General features: G+C 74.4%; 13 protein-coding genes. 5 read left to right on the top strand and 8 right to left on the bottom strand.

The annotated features are described in order from the left end of the window. Positions 1-12 precede the first annotated feature (12 nt). Positions 13-1,506 carry a GH1 family beta-glucosidase gene (locus FB455_RS02555; RefSeq protein WP_013475986.1) on the bottom strand — a complete coding sequence of 498 codons (1,494 nt, stop codon included), beginning with the start codon at positions 1,504-1,506 and terminating at the stop codon, positions 13-15. A gap of 855 nt (positions 1,507-2,361) precedes the next feature. Between FB455_RS02555 and FB455_RS02560 the strand changes: the two genes are divergently transcribed. After that, complete coding sequence (locus FB455_RS02560) at positions 2,362-5,259, top strand: glycoside hydrolase family 48 protein (RefSeq protein WP_186466367.1); 2,898 nt, start codon at positions 2,362-2,364, stop codon at positions 5,257-5,259. Between the two features lie 288 nt (positions 5,260-5,547). Here FB455_RS02560 and FB455_RS02565 read toward each other — a convergent pair whose 3' ends face one another. Next, positions 5,548-6,237 carry a DUF3159 domain-containing protein gene (locus FB455_RS02565; RefSeq protein ID WP_013287297.1) on the bottom strand — a complete coding sequence of 230 codons (690 nt, stop codon included), beginning with the start codon at positions 6,235-6,237 and terminating at the stop codon, positions 5,548-5,550. A 93-nt stretch (positions 6,238-6,330) separates the two neighbouring features. Here FB455_RS02565 and FB455_RS02570 point away from each other — a divergent pair, with 93 nt between their 5' ends. After that, positions 6,331-7,212 carry a phosphatase PAP2 family protein gene (locus FB455_RS02570; RefSeq protein ID WP_145752027.1) on the top strand — a complete coding sequence of 294 codons (882 nt, stop codon included), beginning with the start codon at positions 6,331-6,333 and terminating at the stop codon, positions 7,210-7,212. 3 nt (positions 7,213-7,215) lie between these two features. Continuing rightward, the gene (locus FB455_RS02575) at positions 7,216-7,887 is read left to right on the top strand and encodes a maleylpyruvate isomerase N-terminal domain-containing protein (protein ID WP_145752030.1); all 672 of its coding nucleotides are present in this window, start codon (positions 7,216-7,218) and stop codon (positions 7,885-7,887) included. Positions 7,888-7,889: 2 nt separating this feature from the next. Here FB455_RS02575 and FB455_RS02580 read toward each other — a convergent pair whose 3' ends face one another. Continuing rightward, complete coding sequence (locus FB455_RS02580) at positions 7,890-8,729, bottom strand: DUF1028 domain-containing protein (protein WP_013287294.1); 840 nt, start codon at positions 8,727-8,729, stop codon at positions 7,890-7,892. Positions 8,730-8,775: 46 nt separating this feature from the next. Continuing rightward, a complete protein-coding gene (locus FB455_RS02585) occupies positions 8,776-9,987 on the bottom strand; it encodes a low temperature requirement protein A (protein ID WP_145752032.1) in 1,212 nt (403 codons plus the stop codon). Between the two features lie 144 nt (positions 9,988-10,131). On the opposite strand from FB455_RS02585, the gene FB455_RS02590 reads away from it, so the two are divergent. Beyond that, the gene (locus tag FB455_RS02590) at positions 10,132-11,106 is read left to right on the top strand and encodes an LLM class F420-dependent oxidoreductase (protein ID WP_013287292.1); all 975 of its coding nucleotides are present in this window, start codon (positions 10,132-10,134) and stop codon (positions 11,104-11,106) included. 1 nt (position 11,107) lies between these two features. Beyond that, positions 11,108-11,908, top strand: a complete 801-nt coding sequence (locus FB455_RS02595) for an SDR family oxidoreductase (RefSeq protein WP_013287291.1) — start codon at positions 11,108-11,110, stop codon at positions 11,906-11,908. Between the two features lie 82 nt (positions 11,909-11,990). Here FB455_RS02595 and FB455_RS02600 read toward each other — a convergent pair whose 3' ends face one another. From FB455_RS02600 to FB455_RS02615, 4 genes are read right to left on the bottom strand one after another with little or no spacing between them, the layout of a single operon-like run. Next, positions 11,991-14,345, bottom strand: coding sequence for a transglutaminase domain-containing protein (locus tag FB455_RS02600; RefSeq protein ID WP_013287290.1), 2,355 nt, complete (start codon positions 14,343-14,345; stop codon positions 11,991-11,993). Continuing rightward, on the bottom strand, positions 14,339-15,493 hold the full coding sequence (locus FB455_RS02605; protein WP_013287289.1) for a DUF58 domain-containing protein: 1,155 nt from the start codon (positions 15,491-15,493) through the stop codon (positions 14,339-14,341). The genes FB455_RS02600 and FB455_RS02605 overlap by 7 nt, the downstream gene beginning before the upstream one ends. A gap of 2 nt (positions 15,494-15,495) precedes the next feature. Beyond that, positions 15,496-16,491 (bottom strand): AAA family ATPase, encoded by a 996-nt coding sequence (locus FB455_RS02610; RefSeq protein WP_013287288.1) that lies wholly within the window; start codon positions 16,489-16,491, stop codon positions 15,496-15,498. Positions 16,492-16,515: 24 nt separating this feature from the next. Then, the gene (locus FB455_RS02615; RefSeq protein ID WP_174361805.1) at positions 16,516-19,080 is read right to left on the bottom strand and encodes a fibronectin type III domain-containing protein; all 2,565 of its coding nucleotides are present in this window, start codon (positions 19,078-19,080) and stop codon (positions 16,516-16,518) included. Between the last annotated feature and the right edge of the window lie 49 nt (positions 19,081-19,129).

Here is a 19,129-nt window from a genome sequence, read left to right on the forward strand (position 1 = left end):
GGCAGCCGTGGCCTACAGACCGTTGCGGCGGATCACGTCGCGGTACCAGTGGGCGCTGCGCTTGAGCACCCGCCGCTGGCTCGCGTAGTCCACGTAGACCAGGCCCCAGCGCTGCTCGTACCCCTCGGCCCACTCGAAGTTGTCCAGCAGCGACCAGACGTGGTAGCTCTCCAGCGGCACCCCGTCGCCGACGGCCCGGTGCGCGGCGGCGAAGTGGTCGCGCAGGAAGGCGACCCGCCCGGCGTCGTCGACGTTGCCGTCCGGGCCGGGCACGTCGGGGCAGGGCAGGCCGTTCTCGGTGATGGTGATCGGCACCCGGCCGTAGTCGCGGGTGACCCGGGTCAGGATGTCGTACATGCCCTCCGGGTAGATCTGCTGCCACTCCGCCTCGGAGGTGGGCCACTTGCGGACCGTGCCGCCGTCGCCGGTGACGTAGATCGGCGTGTAGTACTGCACGGCGAGCAGGTCGACCGGGCTGGAGATGATCTTCAGGTCGCCGTCGCGGACGCCGCGGACCATCCGGCTGTCCGGGCCGAGGTCGTCCACCACGTCCTGCGGGTACGCGCCCTTGAAGATCGAGTCGAGGTAGAGGCGGTTCTCGTAGCCGTCGTGGAGCCGGGTCGCGGCGGCCGACTCGGCGGAGTCGTCGGCCGGGTAGCAGGGGTGCAGGTTGAGCGCCGGGCCGATCCGGCCGGTGAGGCCGGTGGCGCGCAGCGCCTGCACGGCGAGGCCGTGGGCGAGCTGCAGGTGGTGGGCGACCAGGTACGCCGCGTCCTCGTCGCGGATGCCCGGCGCATGGTGGCCCCAGATGTAGCCGTTCTGCACCACGGTCTTCGGCTCGTTGACGGTCAGCCAGACCGGCACCCGGTCGCCGAGGGCGCGGAACACCACGTCGGCGTACTCGGCGAAGCGCTCGGCGGTGTCCCGGTTCTCCCAGCCGCCGGCGTCCTGGAGGGCCTGGGGGAGGTCCCAGTGGAACAGCGTGGCCATCGGCGCGATGTCGCGCTCGTGCAGCCCGTCCACCAGGCGGCGGTAGAAGTCGAGGCCGCGCTGGTTGGGGCGGCCGGAGCCGTCGGCCTGGATGCGGGGCCAGGAGATGGAGAAGCGGTAGCTGCGCAGCCCGAGGTCGCGCATCAGGTCCAGATCCTGCGCGTACCTGTGGTAGTGGTCGGCTGCGACGTCGCCGGTGTCGCCGTTGCGGATCCGGCCCGGCGTGCGGCTGAAGGTGTCCCAGACGGACTCACCCCGCCCGTCCTCCTTCGCGGCCCCCTCGATCTGGTACGCCGAGGTCGCCGCACCCCAGGCGAAGCCGTCCGGGAAACGCAGCCCGCGGTCCGGCTCCGGGTCGGTGGTGCGCTCGGGCGGGCTGTCGCAGCCGCCGAGCGCGACTGTGGATGCGGCGACCCCCGCCGCGGTGGTGCCGGCGAGCCCGGTCCGGGCCGCGCCGGCCGCGGTCGCGGACAGGGCGGCGCGGCGGAGCAGGCGCCGTCGGGTGAGTAACGACATGAGGTTTCTCCTCGGAGTGACGGGCCGCCCTGGGCCGGGAGCGCTCCCATCATAGCCAGGGAGCGGCCGGCCCCGATCCGGCGGTCGCGGCGAGGTGCGGCGCGGCCGGCGGGCGGCCGGAAAGTGGGTGGGCGGGGGCGTCGCTCGGGAACGTCGCTCGCGGCGGCGTGAGCGGCGAGGGGTGGGGCGGATAGCGAGAAAGGCCGTCCGGGTGGCGTGTCACGCCTGTCCCGTCGGCCTCTTTTGCCGTCGACAACGGGGGTTTAGTGTGGGGACGGGGGAGGGCAACCCCCGTCCCCAACGATGGTGCACACACGCACGAAGTGGAATTGGCGTCCGTCGTGCGCGTCGCGCGGGAGCCGGGCCACGCGAGTGGCTCTGGTTCCACCTCCCTCCGTCTGGCGGGTGACGGCCGGCGGCGGCGTCCGGGCTGGTCCGCCGTCGGCCTCTGGGCCGACGCGCCGGGCACGGGTGCACCCGGCGATCCAGTACTTATATCACCGTCGATGGAAGCGCTCCCATCGGCGATGCTGCGACTGTAACGCCCGTCACGGGTTTGGAAAAGCCCCTAAACGAGATCGAAACATGGAAGCGCGTATCTGTGCTGGCCGTTGTGGTGGGAGCGCTTCCATGTCACACTCTCGTCACGCCACGCGGAGCCAGTGAACGCGAGCGCGGGCCGCCGAGGGCACCCGGTGACGAACCGGTGCGGCGCCCCGATCCCCGGCACGGCCGGGACGACCACCTTTCCGGACGCCTCCGTCCCCCCGCGTACGCCCCGTCGGCGCGTGGAGGCGCCCTGCCGGGGCCCACGGTCCCGGCCCGGTCCGAGGAGACACCGCCCACATGAGACTTCTGGCCAGACGTCGCCGTACGGCGATGGTCGCCGCCACCGCCCTCGTCATAGGCGGGGTGGCCCTGCCCGCGGGCGCCGCACAAGCCGCGCCCGCCTGCGACGTGACCTATGCGACGAGCGACTGGAACAACGGGTTCACCGCCAACGTCACCATCAAGAACCTGGGTGACGCGCTGAACAACTGGTCGCTGAAGTTCGCCTTCCCGAACAGCAGCCAGCGCGTGACCCAGGGCTGGTCGGCCCGGTGGATCCAGTCCGGCAGCGAGGTCACCGCGACGAACGAGTCGTGGAACGGCAGCCTGCCCACCGGCGCGTCCACCAGCATCGGCTTCAACGGCAGCTACAGCGGCAGCAACCCGAAGCCCACCGCGTTCACCCTCAACGGGGTCGCCTGCAACGGCGCGCAGACCAACCAGCCGCCGACGGTCTCCCTGAGCGTGCCGTCCGGCCCGTTCGAGGCGCCGGCGGACGTGCCGCTGACCGCGACCGCGAGCGACGCCGACGGCACCATCAGCAAGGTCGAGTTCTACCGCAACGGCCTGCTGGTCAACACCGACACCACCGCGCCGTACGGCTACGACCTGCTCGACCTGCCGGCCGGCAGCTACACCGTGCAGGCCAAGGCGTACGACAACGCGGGCGGCACGGCCGTCTCGGAGAAGTCGTTCACGGTCACCGCGGCGAGCGGGCCGAAGCTGGTCGCCAGCCCGTCGGCGGTCACCGTCGCCGAGGGCGGCAGCGCCACGGTCCGGTACACGCTCAGCGCGGCGCCCACCGCCAGCGTGCCGGTGACCCTCGCCGTCACCGGTGACAGCGACATCACCGTCTCGCCGTCCACGCTGACGCTCACGTCGAGCAACTGGAGCACCGGCGTCACCGCCACGGTCTCGGCCGCGGAGGACTCCGACACGGTCGGCGGCACCGCCACCATCACCGCGTCGGCCGCCGGCTACGCCCCGATCTCCGTCGTCGCCACCGAGGCGGACAACGACACCCCCGGCGGCGACAACGCCTACATCAAGAAGTTCCTCGACCAGTACGGCAAGATCAAGAACTCGGGCTACTTCAGCCCCGAGGGCGTGCCGTACCACTCGATCGAGACGCTGATCGTCGAGGCGCCCGACCACGGCCACGAGACCACCTCGGAGGCGTTCAGCTTCTGGCTCTGGCTGGAGGCGCAGTACGGCCGGGTCACCCAGAACTGGGCCCCGTTCAACAACGCCTGGACGGTGATGGAGAAGTACATCATCCCGTCGCACGCCGACCAGGCCACCGCCGGCTCGCCCGGCACCCCGCAGTACGCCGCCGAGCACAACCTGCCCAGCCAGTACCCGTCGGCGCTGGAGGCCAGCGTCCCGGTCGGCCAGGACCCGCTGCGCTCGGAGCTGCAGTCCACCTACGGCACCGGTGACATCTACGGCATGCACTGGCTGCTCGACGTGGACAACACCTACGGCTACGGCCGCTGCGGCGACGGCACCACCCGGCCCGCGTACATCAACACCTTCCAGCGGGGCACCCAGGAGTCGGTGTGGGAGACCGTGCCGCAGCCGTCCTGCGACACGTTCAAGCACGGCGGCCCGAACGGCTACCTGGACCTGTTCGTCAAGGAGTCCAGCGCCCCGGCCAAGCAGTGGAAGTACACCAACGCGCCGGACGCCGACGCGCGTGCCGTCCAGGCCGCCTACTGGGCGCTGACCTGGGCCAAGGCGCAGGGCAAGCAGGCCGACGTGGCGGCCACCGTGGCCAAGGCCGCCAAGATGGGCGACTACCTGCGCTACGCGCTGTTCGACAAGTACTTCAAGAAGATCGGCAACTGCGTCGGGGCGTCCACCTGCCCGGCCGGCAGCGGCCGTGACTCGGCGCACTACCTGCTCTCCTGGTACTACGCCTGGGGCGGCGCGTACGACGCCTCGCAGAACTGGTCGTGGCGGATCGGCTCCAGCCACAGCCACTTCGGCTACCAGAACCCGTTCGCGGCCTGGGCCATGACCAACGTCGCGGAGCTGAAGCCGAAGTCGCCGACCGCGGTCTCCGACTGGCAGAAGAGCCTCGACCGGCAACTGGAGTTCTACACCTGGCTCCAGTCCGCCGAGGGCGGCATCGCCGGTGGCGCCACCAACAGCTGGGACGGCAGCTACGCCCAGCCGCCGGCCGGCACCGCCACCTTCTACGGCATGTACTACGACGTCGACCCGGTCTACAACGACCCGCCGTCGAACCAGTGGTTCGGCATGCAGGCCTGGTCGATGCAGCGCATCGCCGAGCTCTACCTGGAGACCGGCAACGCGAAGGCCAAGGCGCTGCTGGACAAGTGGGTGCCGTGGGCCATCGCCAACACCACGGTCGGCACCAACTGGTCGATCCCGTCGGACATGAAGTGGACCGGCCAGCCGGCCAACTGGAACCCGAGCAGCCCGCAGCCGAACACCAACCTGCACGTCGAGGTGACGGTCAAGGGTCAGGACGTCGGCGTCGCCGGCGCCTACGCCCGCACGCTCATCGCGTACGCGGCCAAGTCCGGCAACACCGCGGCGAAGAACACCGCCAAGGGCCTGCTGGACGCGCTCTCGGCGTCCGCCGACAGCAAGGGCGTCTCGACGCCGGAGAAGCGCGGCGACTACAAGCGCTTCGACGACGTCTACAACGCCGCCGACGGCCAGGGTCTCTACATCCCCAACGGCTGGACCGGGAAGATGCCCAACGGCGACGCGATCGCCCCGGGCAAGAGCTTCCTGGACATCCGCTCGTTCTACAAGAACGACCCGGACTGGCCGAAGGTGCAGGCGTACCTGGACGGCGGTCCCGAGCCGGTCTTCAACTACCACCGGTTCTGGGCGCAGGCGGACATCGCCATGGCGTACGCCGACTACGGCACCTACTTCCCGCAGGGGTGAGGTGACCCCTCCTCCGCAGGCGGGTGAGAGCCCGCCTGCGGAGGAGGCCGACCCGGCCGATGGGGGAACGGAGCGGCCGGGTCGGCGAACGGCCTGACGCCCACGGTCAGGCCGGGTGGGCCGGCCGTCCGGCCGACGCAGCGGACCGGCCGGCCCACCACTCCGCCCGGTGACGACCCATGGCGCGAAAAGGCACGGAAAATTCAGCGGTCCACGGGATCACATCCGGGCCCTGGACGGAGTAACGTAATTGATGGAGAGGCCGCTCCCCCCGTGGCGGCCTCTCCATTATTCTGTGCTCGCCGCCACACCGTCAGTGCCCGCCGGGTCCATCGGGTGCCGCAGCCCCGGATGACCGGCCGGCAGCGAGCGCTGGATCACCACCCAGCTCCCCGCCAGTGCCGCCGCGATCAGTGGCCAGGTCAGCGCCGCCCGCGCCACGGTGAGCGCGACCACCTGCCCGTACAGCCACAGCGGGACGAACACCGCGACCCGCAGCACGTAGGTGGCCGCCCACACCCAACTGGCCCGGCCGTACGCCCGCAGCAGCGCCGGGTCGCGCCGCCACCGGGTCCGCTGGCCCAGCGCCGTGCCGACCACCACACCCAGCAGCGGCCACCGCACCACGATGCTCACCGCCCAGGCCAGCGCGCTCGCCGTGTTGGCGGCGATCTGGAGCAGGAAGAAGTCGGCGGCCCTGCCGGTGCGCAACGCGATGAGCGCTGCCACGCAGACGGCGAGCAGCCCGACCAGCACCGAGCGGGGACGGTCGCCGCGCCGCCACCGCCAGCCGGCCACCGCCGTGCCGGTCAGCACCGCCGCGAGCACGCCGCCGCCCAGCCCGCCGAGCACCCAGCCGAGCCCGAACGCCAGTGGGGGAAGCGTCGCGTCCACCGCCCCGCGCCGGCCGCCGAGCAGGTCGGCCAGCGACTCCGGCCGCGGCCCGTCCTCCGGTTGCCGCTGTGGCGTGCCGGTCACGCGCCACCTCCTCGAAATCGCCCGCCTCACCGTACGCCGCCGCCGATGGCGCTCCGCCGCGCGCCGGAGCGGACCTACCGTTAAGTTGTCCGGGTGCGGGAGACGGCGAGGGGTTGGACGGCAGTCTGGTTGGTCGTACTGGCCCTGATCCAGACAGCCGCGTTCGGGCTGGTGTGGCGCTTCGCCGTACACACCGAACTGGGCCAGTGGCTGGACACGGTGGCGCTCACCGGCAACCGGATCGGCCAGGACCGCATCGACGGTCCGGTGGACACGATCCTCAACGCCATGTCGGTGGTGTCGCTGCTGGCCGCGACCGCCGTGATCGGCTTCATCGCGCTGATCCGGGGGCGCAAGGCGCTCGCCGTCACCGCGACGCTGCTCATCGCAGGCGCGAACGTGACCACGCAGCTGCTCAAGTACTACCTGGTCCGTCCCGACTTCGGCATCGACCCGGAACGGGCCGCCGCCGGCAACAGCCTGCCCAGCGGGCACACCGCCGTGGCCGCCTCGGTCGCGATCGCGCTGATCCTGGTGCTGCCGCGCAAGCTGCGGGTCGCCGGGGCGTTCCTCGGCGCCGGGTACGCCGCCGCCGCCGGCGTCGCCACGCTCTCCGCCGGCTGGCACCGGCCCAGCGACGCGGTCGCCGCGTACCTGGTGGTGGGCGCGTGGGCCGCCGTCGCCGGGCTGGTGCTGCTGTTCTTCCAGCGGGAGCAGGCGGTGGTGGAGCCGGGCGACGCGCATCGGGTGGCCGGGGCCGTGCTCGGCGGCGTCGGCGTGGTGGCCCTGCTGGCCTCCGCGGTGGCGCTGTCCTGGCTGGTGGACCGTTCCACCATCCCCGTCGAGGCGCTCGGCCGCCGTCCGCTGTTCATCGGGTACGCGGGCAGCGCGGCCGGCATCGTCGGCACGATCGCCGTGGTGGCGGCGCTGGTGCTGGTCGTGGTGCACCGGCTGGTGCCCCGCTGGAAGGGCTGACCGGTGCGGACCGTACGGGAGGCGTTCCGGGCCGAGTGCGAACGCCTGGAACGGGTGCTGCGCGACCTGGACGACGCGGCGCTGGACCGGCCCACCCCGTGCCCGCCCTGGCGGGTGCGCGACCTGATCGCGCACGTGAGCACCGGAGCCGGACGCCTGGCCGGGATGCTCGCCGAACCCGCGCCGCCCCGGCCCGAGGTCGACGCCGCCGCCTACTTCGGCGCGGCCAAGTTCAGCCCGCCGGTCGACCGGGACCGCATCGACTCGGCCCGCCGGGCCGCGCGGGAGCACCCGGGCGCGGCCGAGGTGGCCGACGAGTTCGCCCGAGCCTGGCGCGCCACCGGCGAGGCGGTCGCCGCAGCGCCGCCCGGCCGGGTGGTGCGCACCCGGCACGGTGACGCGATGGCGCTGCCGGAGTTCCTGCGTACCCGCGTGGTGGAGGTCGCGGTGCACGGCCTGGACCTGGCCGACGCGCTGGACCGGCCGCCGTGGCTGACCCCGGCCGCGGCGGACGTGGTGGTGGGCGTGCTCACCGGCGGCGTGCCGGTGCCGCCGGGCCTGCGGTGGGACGCGCTCACCGTGCTGCGCAAGGCCACCGGGCGGCTGCCGCTGACCGGCGACGAGCGCGCCGAGCTGACGCGGGCCGGCATCGGCCGGCTGGCCTTCGGCGGCTGACCTCAGCGCCCGGCGCACCGCCGCAGGTGCTCCAGCACGATCGGGTCGATCCGGCCGGGCACGAAGCGTTCCTCCAGGTTCTCCAGGCCGGTCCAGGCCGCCAGCGCGTCGTCCAGGCCGGCCGGGCCGACCGGGTGGCCGGTGGCGGCGAGCAGCTCGGTCACCTCGGCCGCGAGCGGGCCGGTGAGGTCACGCAGCGTGGCCGGATCGGGGCGGCCGAACAGCATGTGGTGGATGCCGAGCAGGCGGCGCAGCTCGGCGACCGGGTCGACGTGGTCGTCCACGCGCAGGTCCACCAGCTCGTCGCCGGTGCCGGCGTAGCCGCCGTGGCGCTGCACCACGAGCATCGCGGCGCTCTGCCGGCCGCGCCGGTCGCCGCCGGCCGCGTCACCGGCGGTGAGCGCGGCCAGCAGGCGCTGCGGGAACGGCAGGTCGTCGCGGGCCAGCCAGGCGTCGCGCAGCGCATCGATCACCTGCGGGCCGGTCAGGATGTTGCCCTGCGCGGCCCAGCCGTCGCCGGCCTGCCCGCCGGCCCACGGATGGCAGCGCGGCCCGGTCCAGGTCGCCCCGTCGCCGGTCGCCCCCACCACAGCGAGCTGCCTGTCGTCGCGGCCGGGATCGGCGGCGACCAGCCCGGCCACCGCGTCGCCGGCGGTGACGCCGGTACGCAGCAGCGCGAGCGCCTGCGCCCGGTAGGCGAGGTTGGCGTGCGCCTGGGTGGCGACCGCGCCCACCAGTGCCTCGGCCGCAGGCACCAGCGCCCCGGCGGCGAGGAACCGGCTGGCCACCGCCACCCCGTACAGGTGCCCGTCGGCGGAGCGGGCGACGAGCGAGAAGGTCACGCGCGGATCGTAGCCCGGTCGCGGTGTGCCGCACCGGCGTCGCCGCTCAGAACGGCGTCGCCGCCTCCTCCGGCGGGCGGCCCCAGGCACGGCGCGCGTCGGCCACCGCCACCGCCGTCAGGACCACCGCGGCGAGGATCGCCGCGACCAGCGGCGCGAGGCGCACCAGCAGCGGTACGGGCAGCAGCAGCGCGGCGATCCCCACCAGCCGGGACGGGGAGACGCGGCCGAACACCTCGTACTCGAAGCGGGCCCGGCCGGCCAGGAACACGGCCGGCCCGCCGAGGACCACGGCCATCCACGGCAGCTCGTTGTGCCCGGCCGGGTGCTCGATGACCAGTTCGTAGCCGATCGCGGTGGCGACCACCCCGATCACCATGACCAGGTGGGTGTCGGCGGCGGACCGCCCGATGGTGGCCGGGTGCGCGGCCCGGGTCACCGCCTCCCCGAGGATCTGCCCGGCCCGCTGCACGTAGATCCGCCACAGCAGCACCGAGGTCGCCAGCGCGACGGCGAACGCGACGACCATGCCCGGGCTGGTGGAGGAGCGGGTGAACGACAGGCCGGCGAGCAGGATCGTCTCGCCGAGCGCGACCAGGAAGATCTGCTGGTAGCGCTCGGCCAGGTGCTCGCCGTGGATGTCCCACCGGGACACCGTCGAGCGGCCCAGGCCCGGCAGCGGCCAGCCGAACCGGGCGGCGAGGTACTCCAGCAGCAGCGCCGTGGTCCACAGCACCACCCGGGCGCTGCCCGGCAGCAGCGCGCCGCCCAGCCAGAGCACAGCCGTGGCGCAGAACGTGATCAGCATGCGCAGCTTGAGCCGCCGGTACTGCTGCTTGTGCAGCACCAGCACGAGGATCGCCGGCCGGCTCACCTGGGCCACCACGTAGGCGGTGGCGAAGATCAGGCCGCTGTGGCTGAACGCGCGCGGGATCGCCACCCCCATCACCATCGCCGAGATCAACGCGGTGATCACGATGACCTGCAACCACAGGTGATGCGGGTCGTAGCGGCTGGTCGTCCACGCCGTGCCCTGCCACACGGCCCAGAGCGCGAGCAGCAACAGCAGCGTCTTGCCGCCGCCGGTCACCGCCGACCAGCCGGTCTGCCCGCCCTCCAGCACCAGGTCCTCGAAAGCGCGCGCCGAGATCCGGGTCAGCGCGAACACGTACACCAGGTCGAAGAACAGCTCCAGGAACGTGGCCCGGTCGGGTCCGCCGCCGGACGAGCGCAGCGCGGCTGGCTCGGCGGTCCTCACCGCCGAGCCCCGTCCCCGGTCCGACTCATGCGGCAGTCGTAACACTCTTTCCCGGCGTCTCGGTGCGGATCACCCATATCCGCCTGGATCTTGCTCCCGGCGGTGCCGGACGGGCACCATCGACGGGTGACGAACCGATGGGGCATGACCGTGCCGCTGGGCGGTATCCCGCTCGCCGACCACGCCGCCGTCTACGCGGCCCTGGACGACGCCGGGTTCACCGACGTGTGGTCGTCGGAGGTGGCCGGCGCCGACGCGTTCACCCCGCTGGCCCTGGCCGCCGCCTGGTCGCCGCGGCTGCGCCTCGGCACTGCGATCACGCCGGTGTTCACCCGGGGGCCGGGACTGCTCGCGATGAGCGCCGCCGCACTGGCCGAGGCCGCGCCGGGCCGCTTCGCGCTCGGCGTCGGCGCCTCGTCGCCGGTGCTGGTGCGGGACTGGAACGCGATCGGATTCGACGAGCCGTTCAAGCGGACCCGGGACGTGCTGCGCTTCCTGCGGGCCGCGTTGCGCGGCGAGACAGTCGACGGCGCGTTCGACACGTTCGCGGTCCGGCGGTTCACGCTGGAGCGCCCGCCCAGCGTGCCGCCGCCGGTCCTGCTGGCCGCGCTGCGCCCCGGCATGCTGCGCCTGGCCGCCGCCGAGGCCGACGGGGTGATCCTCAACTGGCTGGCCGCCGACGACGTGCCGACCGCGCTGGCCGAGGTGGGCGAGCGGCGGCCCGGCTTCGACGTGGCCGCCCGCATCTTCGTCTGCCCCACCGAGGACACCGCCTACGCCCGTGCGCTGGGCCGCCGCATGATCACCGGCTACCTCACGGTGCCCGCGTACGCCGCCTTCCACAGGTGGCTGGGCCGCCAGGACTCGCTCGGCCCGATGTGGGAGGCGTGGGCCGCGGGGGACCGGCGGGGCGCCTCCGCCGCCGTACCGGACGAGGTGGTCGACGCGCTGGTGCTGCACGGCTCGCCCGAGCAGTGCGTGGCGGCCGTCCGCCGGTACGCCGACAACGGCGTCGACGTACCGGTCATCGCGGTGCTGCCCACGCCCGAGATCACCGAGGGCGGCGCGGCGGCCTGGATGGACCTGCTGCCCCGGCTCGCCCCCGGAAAGGCGGCCTGAGATGAACCTGACCGACCGGGTGGTGGTGATCACCGGCGGGGCCGGTGGGATCGGGGCGGCCCTTGGCCGACGGTTCGCCGCCGAGGGCGCCGCCGCGATCGTCCTGGCCGACCTGGCCGCCGACGCGGCCCGCGCCGCAGCCGACGCGATTGGCCCGGTGGCCAGCGGCGTCGGGCTCGACGTCACCGACGAGGCGGCGGTACGCGCGCTCGTCGAGGAGACCGAGCGCCGCCACGGCCGGATCGACCTGTTCTGCGCCAACGCGGGCGTCGCCACCGGCGGCGGCATCGACGCGCCCGACGCGGACTGGGACCGGGCGTGGCGGGTGAACGTGCTCGGGCACCTGCACAGCGCCCGCGCGGTGCTGCCGGGAATGCTCAGCCGGGGCCAGGGGCACCTGCTGCTCACCTGCTCGGCGGCGGGTGTGCTCACGGCGGTCGGGGACGCCCCGTACACCGCCACCAAGCACGCCGCCGTGGGTCTCGCCGAGTGGCTGGCGATCACCTACCGGGACGCCGGCATCCGGGTCAGCGCGCTGTGCCCGCAGGGCGTGGACACCCCGATGCTCGCCGACGGCCTCGCCGAGGGGCACCTGGGCGCCCGGGTGATCGCCGCGTCCGGGGCGATCCTCACGCCGGACCAGGTCGCCGACGTGGTCGTGGCCGGGCTGGCCGAGGAGCGGTTCCTGATCCTGCCGCACCCAGAGGTGGCCGACTACGCGCGGCGCCGCGCCGAGGACCCGGACGGCTGGCAGGCCGGGCTGCGCAAGCTCGTCCGGAAGTTGCGCGCGGCCGACCGCTGAGCCCGGCCGTCGCGGCGGTTCCCTCGGGCGTGGCGGGCAGCACCGCGGCAGCGGGCCGCGCGCCGAGGCCCGGCCGGTCCGGTCAGCGGCGCCACCGCAGCGGCCCCGGGTGGACCGTCCACAACAGTCGCCCCCACCGGGAGCGGGCCGAGCGCAGCGCGTCGCCGAAGCCCTGGCTCAGCCGTGCGGCCCGCTCCGCCTGTTCCGGGGTGACACTGCCCGGCGCGAATCCCGCCTGGTTGAGCAGGGCGGCCAGATCGTCGACCGCCGCCTCGTCCGGGCCGCCGGCCGCCGCACCCTCCCCGGCCCGGTCCGTGGGACCGGCCGCGCCGTCCCCGGGCCGGTCCGTGGGTCCGGCCGCACCGTCTCCGGACCGCGCCGCGCGGGCCTCGGCGAGCGTGCGGCGGGCCCGCTCGGCCACCTCCGCCGCCGCCAGGTCCGGCCCGGCCGGGTGCCCGGCCAGCCGCAGTGCGTCGGTCAGCTCCCGCCACGCGCCCGCGACCCGCTCGCCCGGGTCGGCGGCGTCCAGACGGGAGCGGGTCAGCCGGCGGCGCGCCGCGTACAGGGCGGCCAGCACCGTGCCGACCAGCAACGCCAGCCCGCCGACGCCGCCGGCGACCAGCACCGGCGTCCCGAGCCCGCCGTCGGCCCGGCCGGGCGCGGGCGCGGCGGCCGGGGGCGTGACGCTCGGCTCTTCGGTGGGCGCGGGCACCTCCGACGGCGGCGGGTCCTCCGGCTGCGGCCGGAAGTCCTCCTCCACCGGGCGGGGCTCCTCATCCGGACGGGGCATCGGGTCGAACGGCACCCAGCCGACACCGTCGAACAGCACCTCTGGCCAGGCGTACGCGTCGGCGGCCCGCACCGGACCGTCGCCCTTGGGCTCGAACCCGACGACCACCCGGGTCGGCAGGCCGGCGAGGCGGCCGAGCACGGCGAACGCGGCGGCGAACTGTTCCGAGGTGCCCCTCTGCCCGCCGCCGTTACGCGGTCCGAACAGGAAGAACGCCAGGTTCGGGTACGCGTGCCCGCTCGGCGCGTCGGCTGTCACCCGGTAGTGCTCGGCCAGGAACGTGGCGATCGCGTCGGCGCGCGCGTACGGGGCGCCGTTCGACTCGGCGAGCTGGGTGGCGAGCCGGCGCACCGGCTCCGGCGCCCCGTCGGCCACCCGCAGCACCCGGGCCACCTCGTCCCCTGCGGGCACGTTCGCGGTGGGCAGCAGGTTCGCGTCCGGGCGCTCCCGCACCGACGACACCTCGTACCGCAGCCCCGGCGCGAGCCCTTCCGGGCGGATCAGCGTCCCGGTCGCCGGGTCGTACGCCACCCGCGCGCCCGTCACCTCGCGCGGCGTGGGCACCGCCGGCAGCAGCCGCCCGGTCAGGTCGCCGACGGTGATCTCCTGGCGCACCTCGTCGGTGGCCGCGTCCGGGGCGGGCTCGGCGGCGGGCAGGATCCGCCCCGCGTTGCGGTACGTGGCGCCGACCCGCCAGGTCACCCCGTCGTAGTCGCTGAGCACCGCCAGCCGGATCCGCGGCGACCCGCCGTCACCCGCGCCCGCGACCGTGCGTACGTCGAGCAGCCGCTGGTCCGGGTTCAGCGCCCACCCGGAGATCCGGATCAGCGGGTTCTCGTCCAGCGACTCCACCCGGGGCGGCTCCACGTAGCGGCGCGGGTCGACCGGCCGCTCGTCGACCTGGGCGGCCACCACCGGGGCGAGCAGCGCCGCCAGCGCCACCACCACTGCCAGCCCGGCCGCGCTCGCCGCCACCAGCCGCAGCCGCACCGCCGCGCGTACCGCAGGAGTGAGACCGGCGACCGGATCGGGCGCCGGGCCGTCGCGGCGCGCGGGCGTCGCCAGGCCGGCCGCCGCGACTGCCGCGAACAGCACCGTCGGGCCGATCGCCGGATCCGCGTTCGGCCCCACCACGTAGAGCGCGCCGGCGTACAGCAGCGCCGGCGGCAGGTAGCCCAGCAGCACCCGCCCGGTCCGCAGCGCCACCTCGGCGGCGGTCAGCCCGGCCAGCCACGCCGCGACCACCGGGACCAGCACGGTGTCCGGCGCCGGCTCGACCGGGATCATCGCGGTGAGCAGCCGCGGGATCGCGTTGCGGGCGGCGTCGGCGGCCACCTCGCCGAGCCCGCCCGGTAGCGCCGCGTGCGCGGCGGCCAGCCGCAGCGACAGCAGCGTCCATCCGGTCAGCGCGGCCACCGACAGCGGCGCCACCAGCCAGGACGGCAGCCGCCGCGCGGCCACGCTGACCAGCACCGACCCGGCCGCCGCACCGGCCATGAGCCGGGTCAGCAGCGGGTCCGCGTACACCCGGCCCAGCACCACGCCGCAGAGCGCGACCAGCACGATCAGCGCGGCCGGGACCGGCGCGGCCCGCAACGCCCGGACCGCCCGCTCCGCCGCCGCTCCGGTCCGCGGCGGCGTCACCACCGGCGGACCCCGTCCCACTCGGCGGCGAACGCCGCGCCGTCCGCGGCGTCCAGCACCGTGAGGCCCGCCGCGCCGGCCGCCGTGGGCCCGTCCGCGCCGAACATCCCGACCACCACCGACGGGTACGCGCCGCGCAGCGCGCCGACGTGCCCCAGGTCGTCGCGGCCACCCGGCCCGGTCAGGAAGACGAGCGTGTCGCCGAGCCGGTCCCGGCGCAGTCGCCCGGTCGCGGCGGGCAGCACGTCCGGCCCGGCGTCCGCCAGCTCCACCGCGGCGAGCCGGTCCAGTGGCCCGGCCGCACCGGCGGGCTCCACCTCGGCCGGTACGACGAGCAGCATCTGCACCGGCAGGTCCTCCCGCACCGCTGCGGCCACCACCGACGCCGCCGCCTCGCACGCCGACTCGAACGACTCCGCGACACCGCCCGCGCGGTCCGGGTGCGCGGACGCACGGTTGTCCAGCACCACCACCAGGCGCGGCAGGCTGGTGTCCACGTTCTCCCGCACCATCAGCTCACCCACCCGGGCGCTGGTGCGCCAGTGCACGCGGCGCAACTCGTCGCCCACCACGTACTCCCGCAGCGAGTCGAACGTGATCGACCCGTGCGGCACGCTGTCGGTACGCCCGTCCAGGCTGCGTCCGGCACCCGTCGGCACCGCGGAGAGCGGGTGGATGCGCGGATGCACCCACACCGGCACGGTGCCGCCGTAGCCGCGCGCCAACGCCACCAGGCCCAGCGGATCCCGGCGCACCACCCGCAGCGGCCCCACCGGCACCACCCCACGCCGGTGCGTCGGCACGTCGTACCGCACCACAGTGTCCCGGCCCGGACGCAACCGCAGCAGCGGCACCGGCACCAGCGCCCCGGCGCAGCGGTCCTCGGCCACCAGGTTCGCCGCCCGCAGCCGCGCGCTGTTTCGCACCGTCAGCTCCATCGCCGCCGGCTCACCCCGGGCCACCCGGTCCGGGTCGGCCCGCCGCTGAACGCTCAGCCGGGGCCGCCAGGCCGCGTTCACCACGGCGTAGCCGACCGCCACCGCGGCCGCCGCGCCGAGCACCGTCAGCTCCGGGTACGCGTACCGGAACCCCACGCCGAGCAGCACCAGGGCGGCGACGAGCAGCCCGATGCCACGGGCGGTGATCCCCACGCTCAGCCGTGCACCGCTGTGGCCTGGCCCGACGGCAGCGGCACCGGCACCGACGCGACCGCCTGCCGCAGCACCTCGGCGGGTGTGACACCACGCACCTGCGCGTCCGGGGTGAGCAGCAGCCGGTGCGCGAACACCGGCTCGACGAGCGCCTTCAGGTCCTCCGGCATGATCCAGCCCCGGCCGTCGATGAGCGCGTACGCGCACGCCGCCCGGGTCAGCGCGATCACCCCGCGCGGGCTCACCCCGACCCGAACCTGCGGATGGGTACGCGTCGCCGCGGCCAGCCGCACCGCGTACGCGTAGAGCGGCTCGGCGATGTGCACCCGCCGGGCCATCTTCACCATCTCGCCCACGGTGGCGGTGTCGGTGACGGCGGTCAGCGAGTCGGGGGAGCGGACCGTGGCGCCGCGCAGCACCTCCACCTCGACCGCCTCGTCCGGGTAGCCGACCGACAGCTTCACCAGGAACCGGTCGAGCTGGGCCTCGGGCAGCCGGTACGTGCCGTCCATCTCCACCGGGTTCTGCGTGGCCACCACCAGGAACGGCTGCGGCACCGGATGCCGTACGCCGTCCACCGTGACGGTCCGCTCCTCCATCACCTCCAGCAGCGCCGACTGCGTCTTCGGCGACGCCCGGTTGATCTCGTCGGCGATCACGATGTTGGCGAACACCGGCCCCGGGTGGAACTCGAAGCCCCGGCTGGCCTGGTTGAAGATGGTCACCCCCGACACGTCGGAGGGGAGCAGGTCCGGCGTGAACTGGATGCGCCGCCACTGCCCCTTCACCGTCGCCGCGACGGCACGGGCCAACGTGGTCTTGCCGACGCCCGGCACGTCCTCCAGCAGCACGTGCCCCTGCGCGAACAGCGCGGTGAGCGCCAGCCGCACCACCTGCGGCTTACCCAGCACGACCGCGTTGACGTTGTCGGCCAGCCGGGCGGCCAGGGCGGCGAAGCCCTGCACCTCCGGCTGGCTCAGCGGTTCGTGCGTGTTCACGGATGCGCCTCTCGGACGGTGCGGTCAGCAGGCGGGCAGCACGTTGAGGTCGTCGCCGCCCTCCAGGTTGAGCCAGGCCCACGGGATGTACGTCTTGCCCTTGTACTCCACCTGGACCCACCAGGTGCTCTGCTTGTTGTTGTTGTAGATCCAGGCGTCCACGTCCTCGCCCTTCACCTTGCAGTACGTGCGCAGCCGCCGGCCGTCCGGCACCCAACCGGCCTGACGGTCGTTGTCCTGCCGCGGGACCTCGAAGATCTCGTTGCCGTTGCGGCCCGGCACGTCCCTGTCGCAGTACGTCCGCTGGTCGCCGTCCGGACCGTTCTTGCACGTGGCGACGCCGTACACCGGGTCGGTGGTCTGGGCGCGGGAGGCGGTGCCCTTGCCGGCGGCGTTTGATGCGGTCAGCGTCACCGTGTACGCGGTACCCGGCGTCAGCCCGGTCACCCGCAGGCTGGAACAGCTTCCGGTCGCCGTCTTCCCGCCGGTCGCCGCCGTGCAGGAGGCGCGCCCGCCGCCCGCGTCCACAGTGAACGTCACAGTCACCGACGTGGCGTCCGCCGACGAGCCGGTCACCGTGATCCGGGGCTCGGCCACCGTCCGCGCGGTGGTGCTCGCCTCCGGTCCCGGCCCGGCCTCGTTCACGGCCTTGACCTTCACCGTCACGTTCTGGCCGTTGCCCAGGCCGCCCACAGTGGCCTGCACGTCGGTCACCTCGACCGACTTCCCGGCGGCTTCCACCACGTACTTCGTCACCGGCCGGCCGTTGTCCACCGCCGGGGACCACTGCACCGCGATCGTGCCCGGCTGGTCGGCGACAGTCGACGCCCGCAGCTCGGTCGGTGCCTTCGGCACGGTGAACGGCACCACAGTGTTGCTCACCGGAGACGCCTTCGACCCGGCGCCCTTGTCGCTCACCGCGGTCACCGTGAACGCGTACTGGGTGCCGTACTCCAGTTGCCCGGCCGGCACCACCAGCTCCGTCTTCGCCGACTCGCCGGCCGGGGCGCTCGCACCGGCCGAGGTCGCCGTCACCGCGTACTTCGCGATCGTGTTGCCCTGGCCGTCGGCCTCGGGCCAGCTCACCCGCACCGTGCCGTCCGGCCGCGCCTCGGCGGTCACCGACGCCGGCGGGTCCGGCACCTCGGCGGTCGGCACCACCGGGTTGCTGCGCCGCGGCGGCCCCTCACCCTTGGCGTTCACCGCGTGCACCGAGAACGTGTACGTCTCACCGTTGGTCAGACCGGTGACCTCCAGCGCGCGCTGGTTCGCGCCGACCTGGTGGGTCTGACCGGCGCCCTCCACCACGTACCGGGTGATCTCGGCGCCGTTCGACGCGGCGGCCTGCCAGCTCACCCGCGCCGACGCGTCACCGGCGGCGGCGGTGACCGACTTCGGTGCACCCGGCTTGGACACCTTCGGCTTCTTCGGCGGGGGCGGCGGCGGAGCCACCGGCGGCGGGTCGCCGCCCAGCACGTCGTTGGCGTACTTGTCGACCTCACGCACCTGGTTGCGGTCGTCGACCACCTGCGCGGTGGACGAGTCCGGCGGGTTGATGAACAGGTGGTTCTCTCGCACCTCCAGCTCGACCGGGCCGGGCCGGCCGGAGCCCTTGACGGTCTGCACGAGCTGACCCTCGGCGTCGAAGGCGTACACCGTGCCGGTGGTCTCGTCGGCGCAGTAGAACCGGCCTGCCCAGGCCACCGCCGGGCTCAGCCGCGCGCCGGTGCCGGGCACCGTGAACCGCTTCACCTCGCGGCTGTCCCGCACCACGTGCACCGACCGGTCACCGGGGACCGTGACCGGCACCTGCGGCCCGCTGGTACGCGTCGGCAGGTTCCCCGGCGCGCTCATGCTCAGCTCCGCCCGCTGGGTCTGACCGCCGACCACAGTGACCAGCGACGCCGAGGTGCGGTCCAGCACGGCGACACCCTCGTCCAGCGTGGACACCACCAGCTCGTGCGCCGGCTCGGCCACGTCGTACGTCTCGACCAGCTTCGGGCTGATCCCGGCCGGTGGCGCGTCACCGGGCGTCTCCGGCAGCTCGGCGGCGGTCACCGCCGAGACGGTGCCCTCGCTCGGCACCGCGACCCACAGCTTGCCGGCACCGTCGAACGTGCCGCCGGTGATGCCCGGCGGGTAGCGGACCGGCTCGCCCACCGGCGTCAGCGCCCGCGGGTCGAGCTGCCGGACGATGCCCTGCACCGCGTCCACCACGAACGCGGAATCCTCGTGCAGCGCCACGCTCACCCCGAACCCCGGCGCGGTCGGCGTCGTCGCGGTGATCTGCAACGTCGCCAGGTCCAGCGAGCTGACCCGGCCGGTGTTGAGGTCGCGCAGGATCAGCAGCCGGTCGGTCTGCGCCACCTGCATCTGGTGCCGCCGCCCACCCGGCACCTCCATCCGGGTGTCCACCCGCGCGGTGACGCCGTTGACCCGGGCCAGCTCGCTGCGGGTGGTGCTCCACAACCAGGACGACGCGTCGAAGCTCGCCACCGCGTTGTCGGCCGCGCCCAGCCCGAGCACCGTGAGGCCCATCGCGGCCAGCAGCGCGGCCACCGTGCCGATGGTGACCAGCCCGCCCCGCATCCGCGACCGTGGACGAGCCTGCTCCGGCCCGGTGCCCGTGACGTCCTCG

It is taken from the genome of Micromonospora sp. CNZ296, assembly GCF_007827635.1.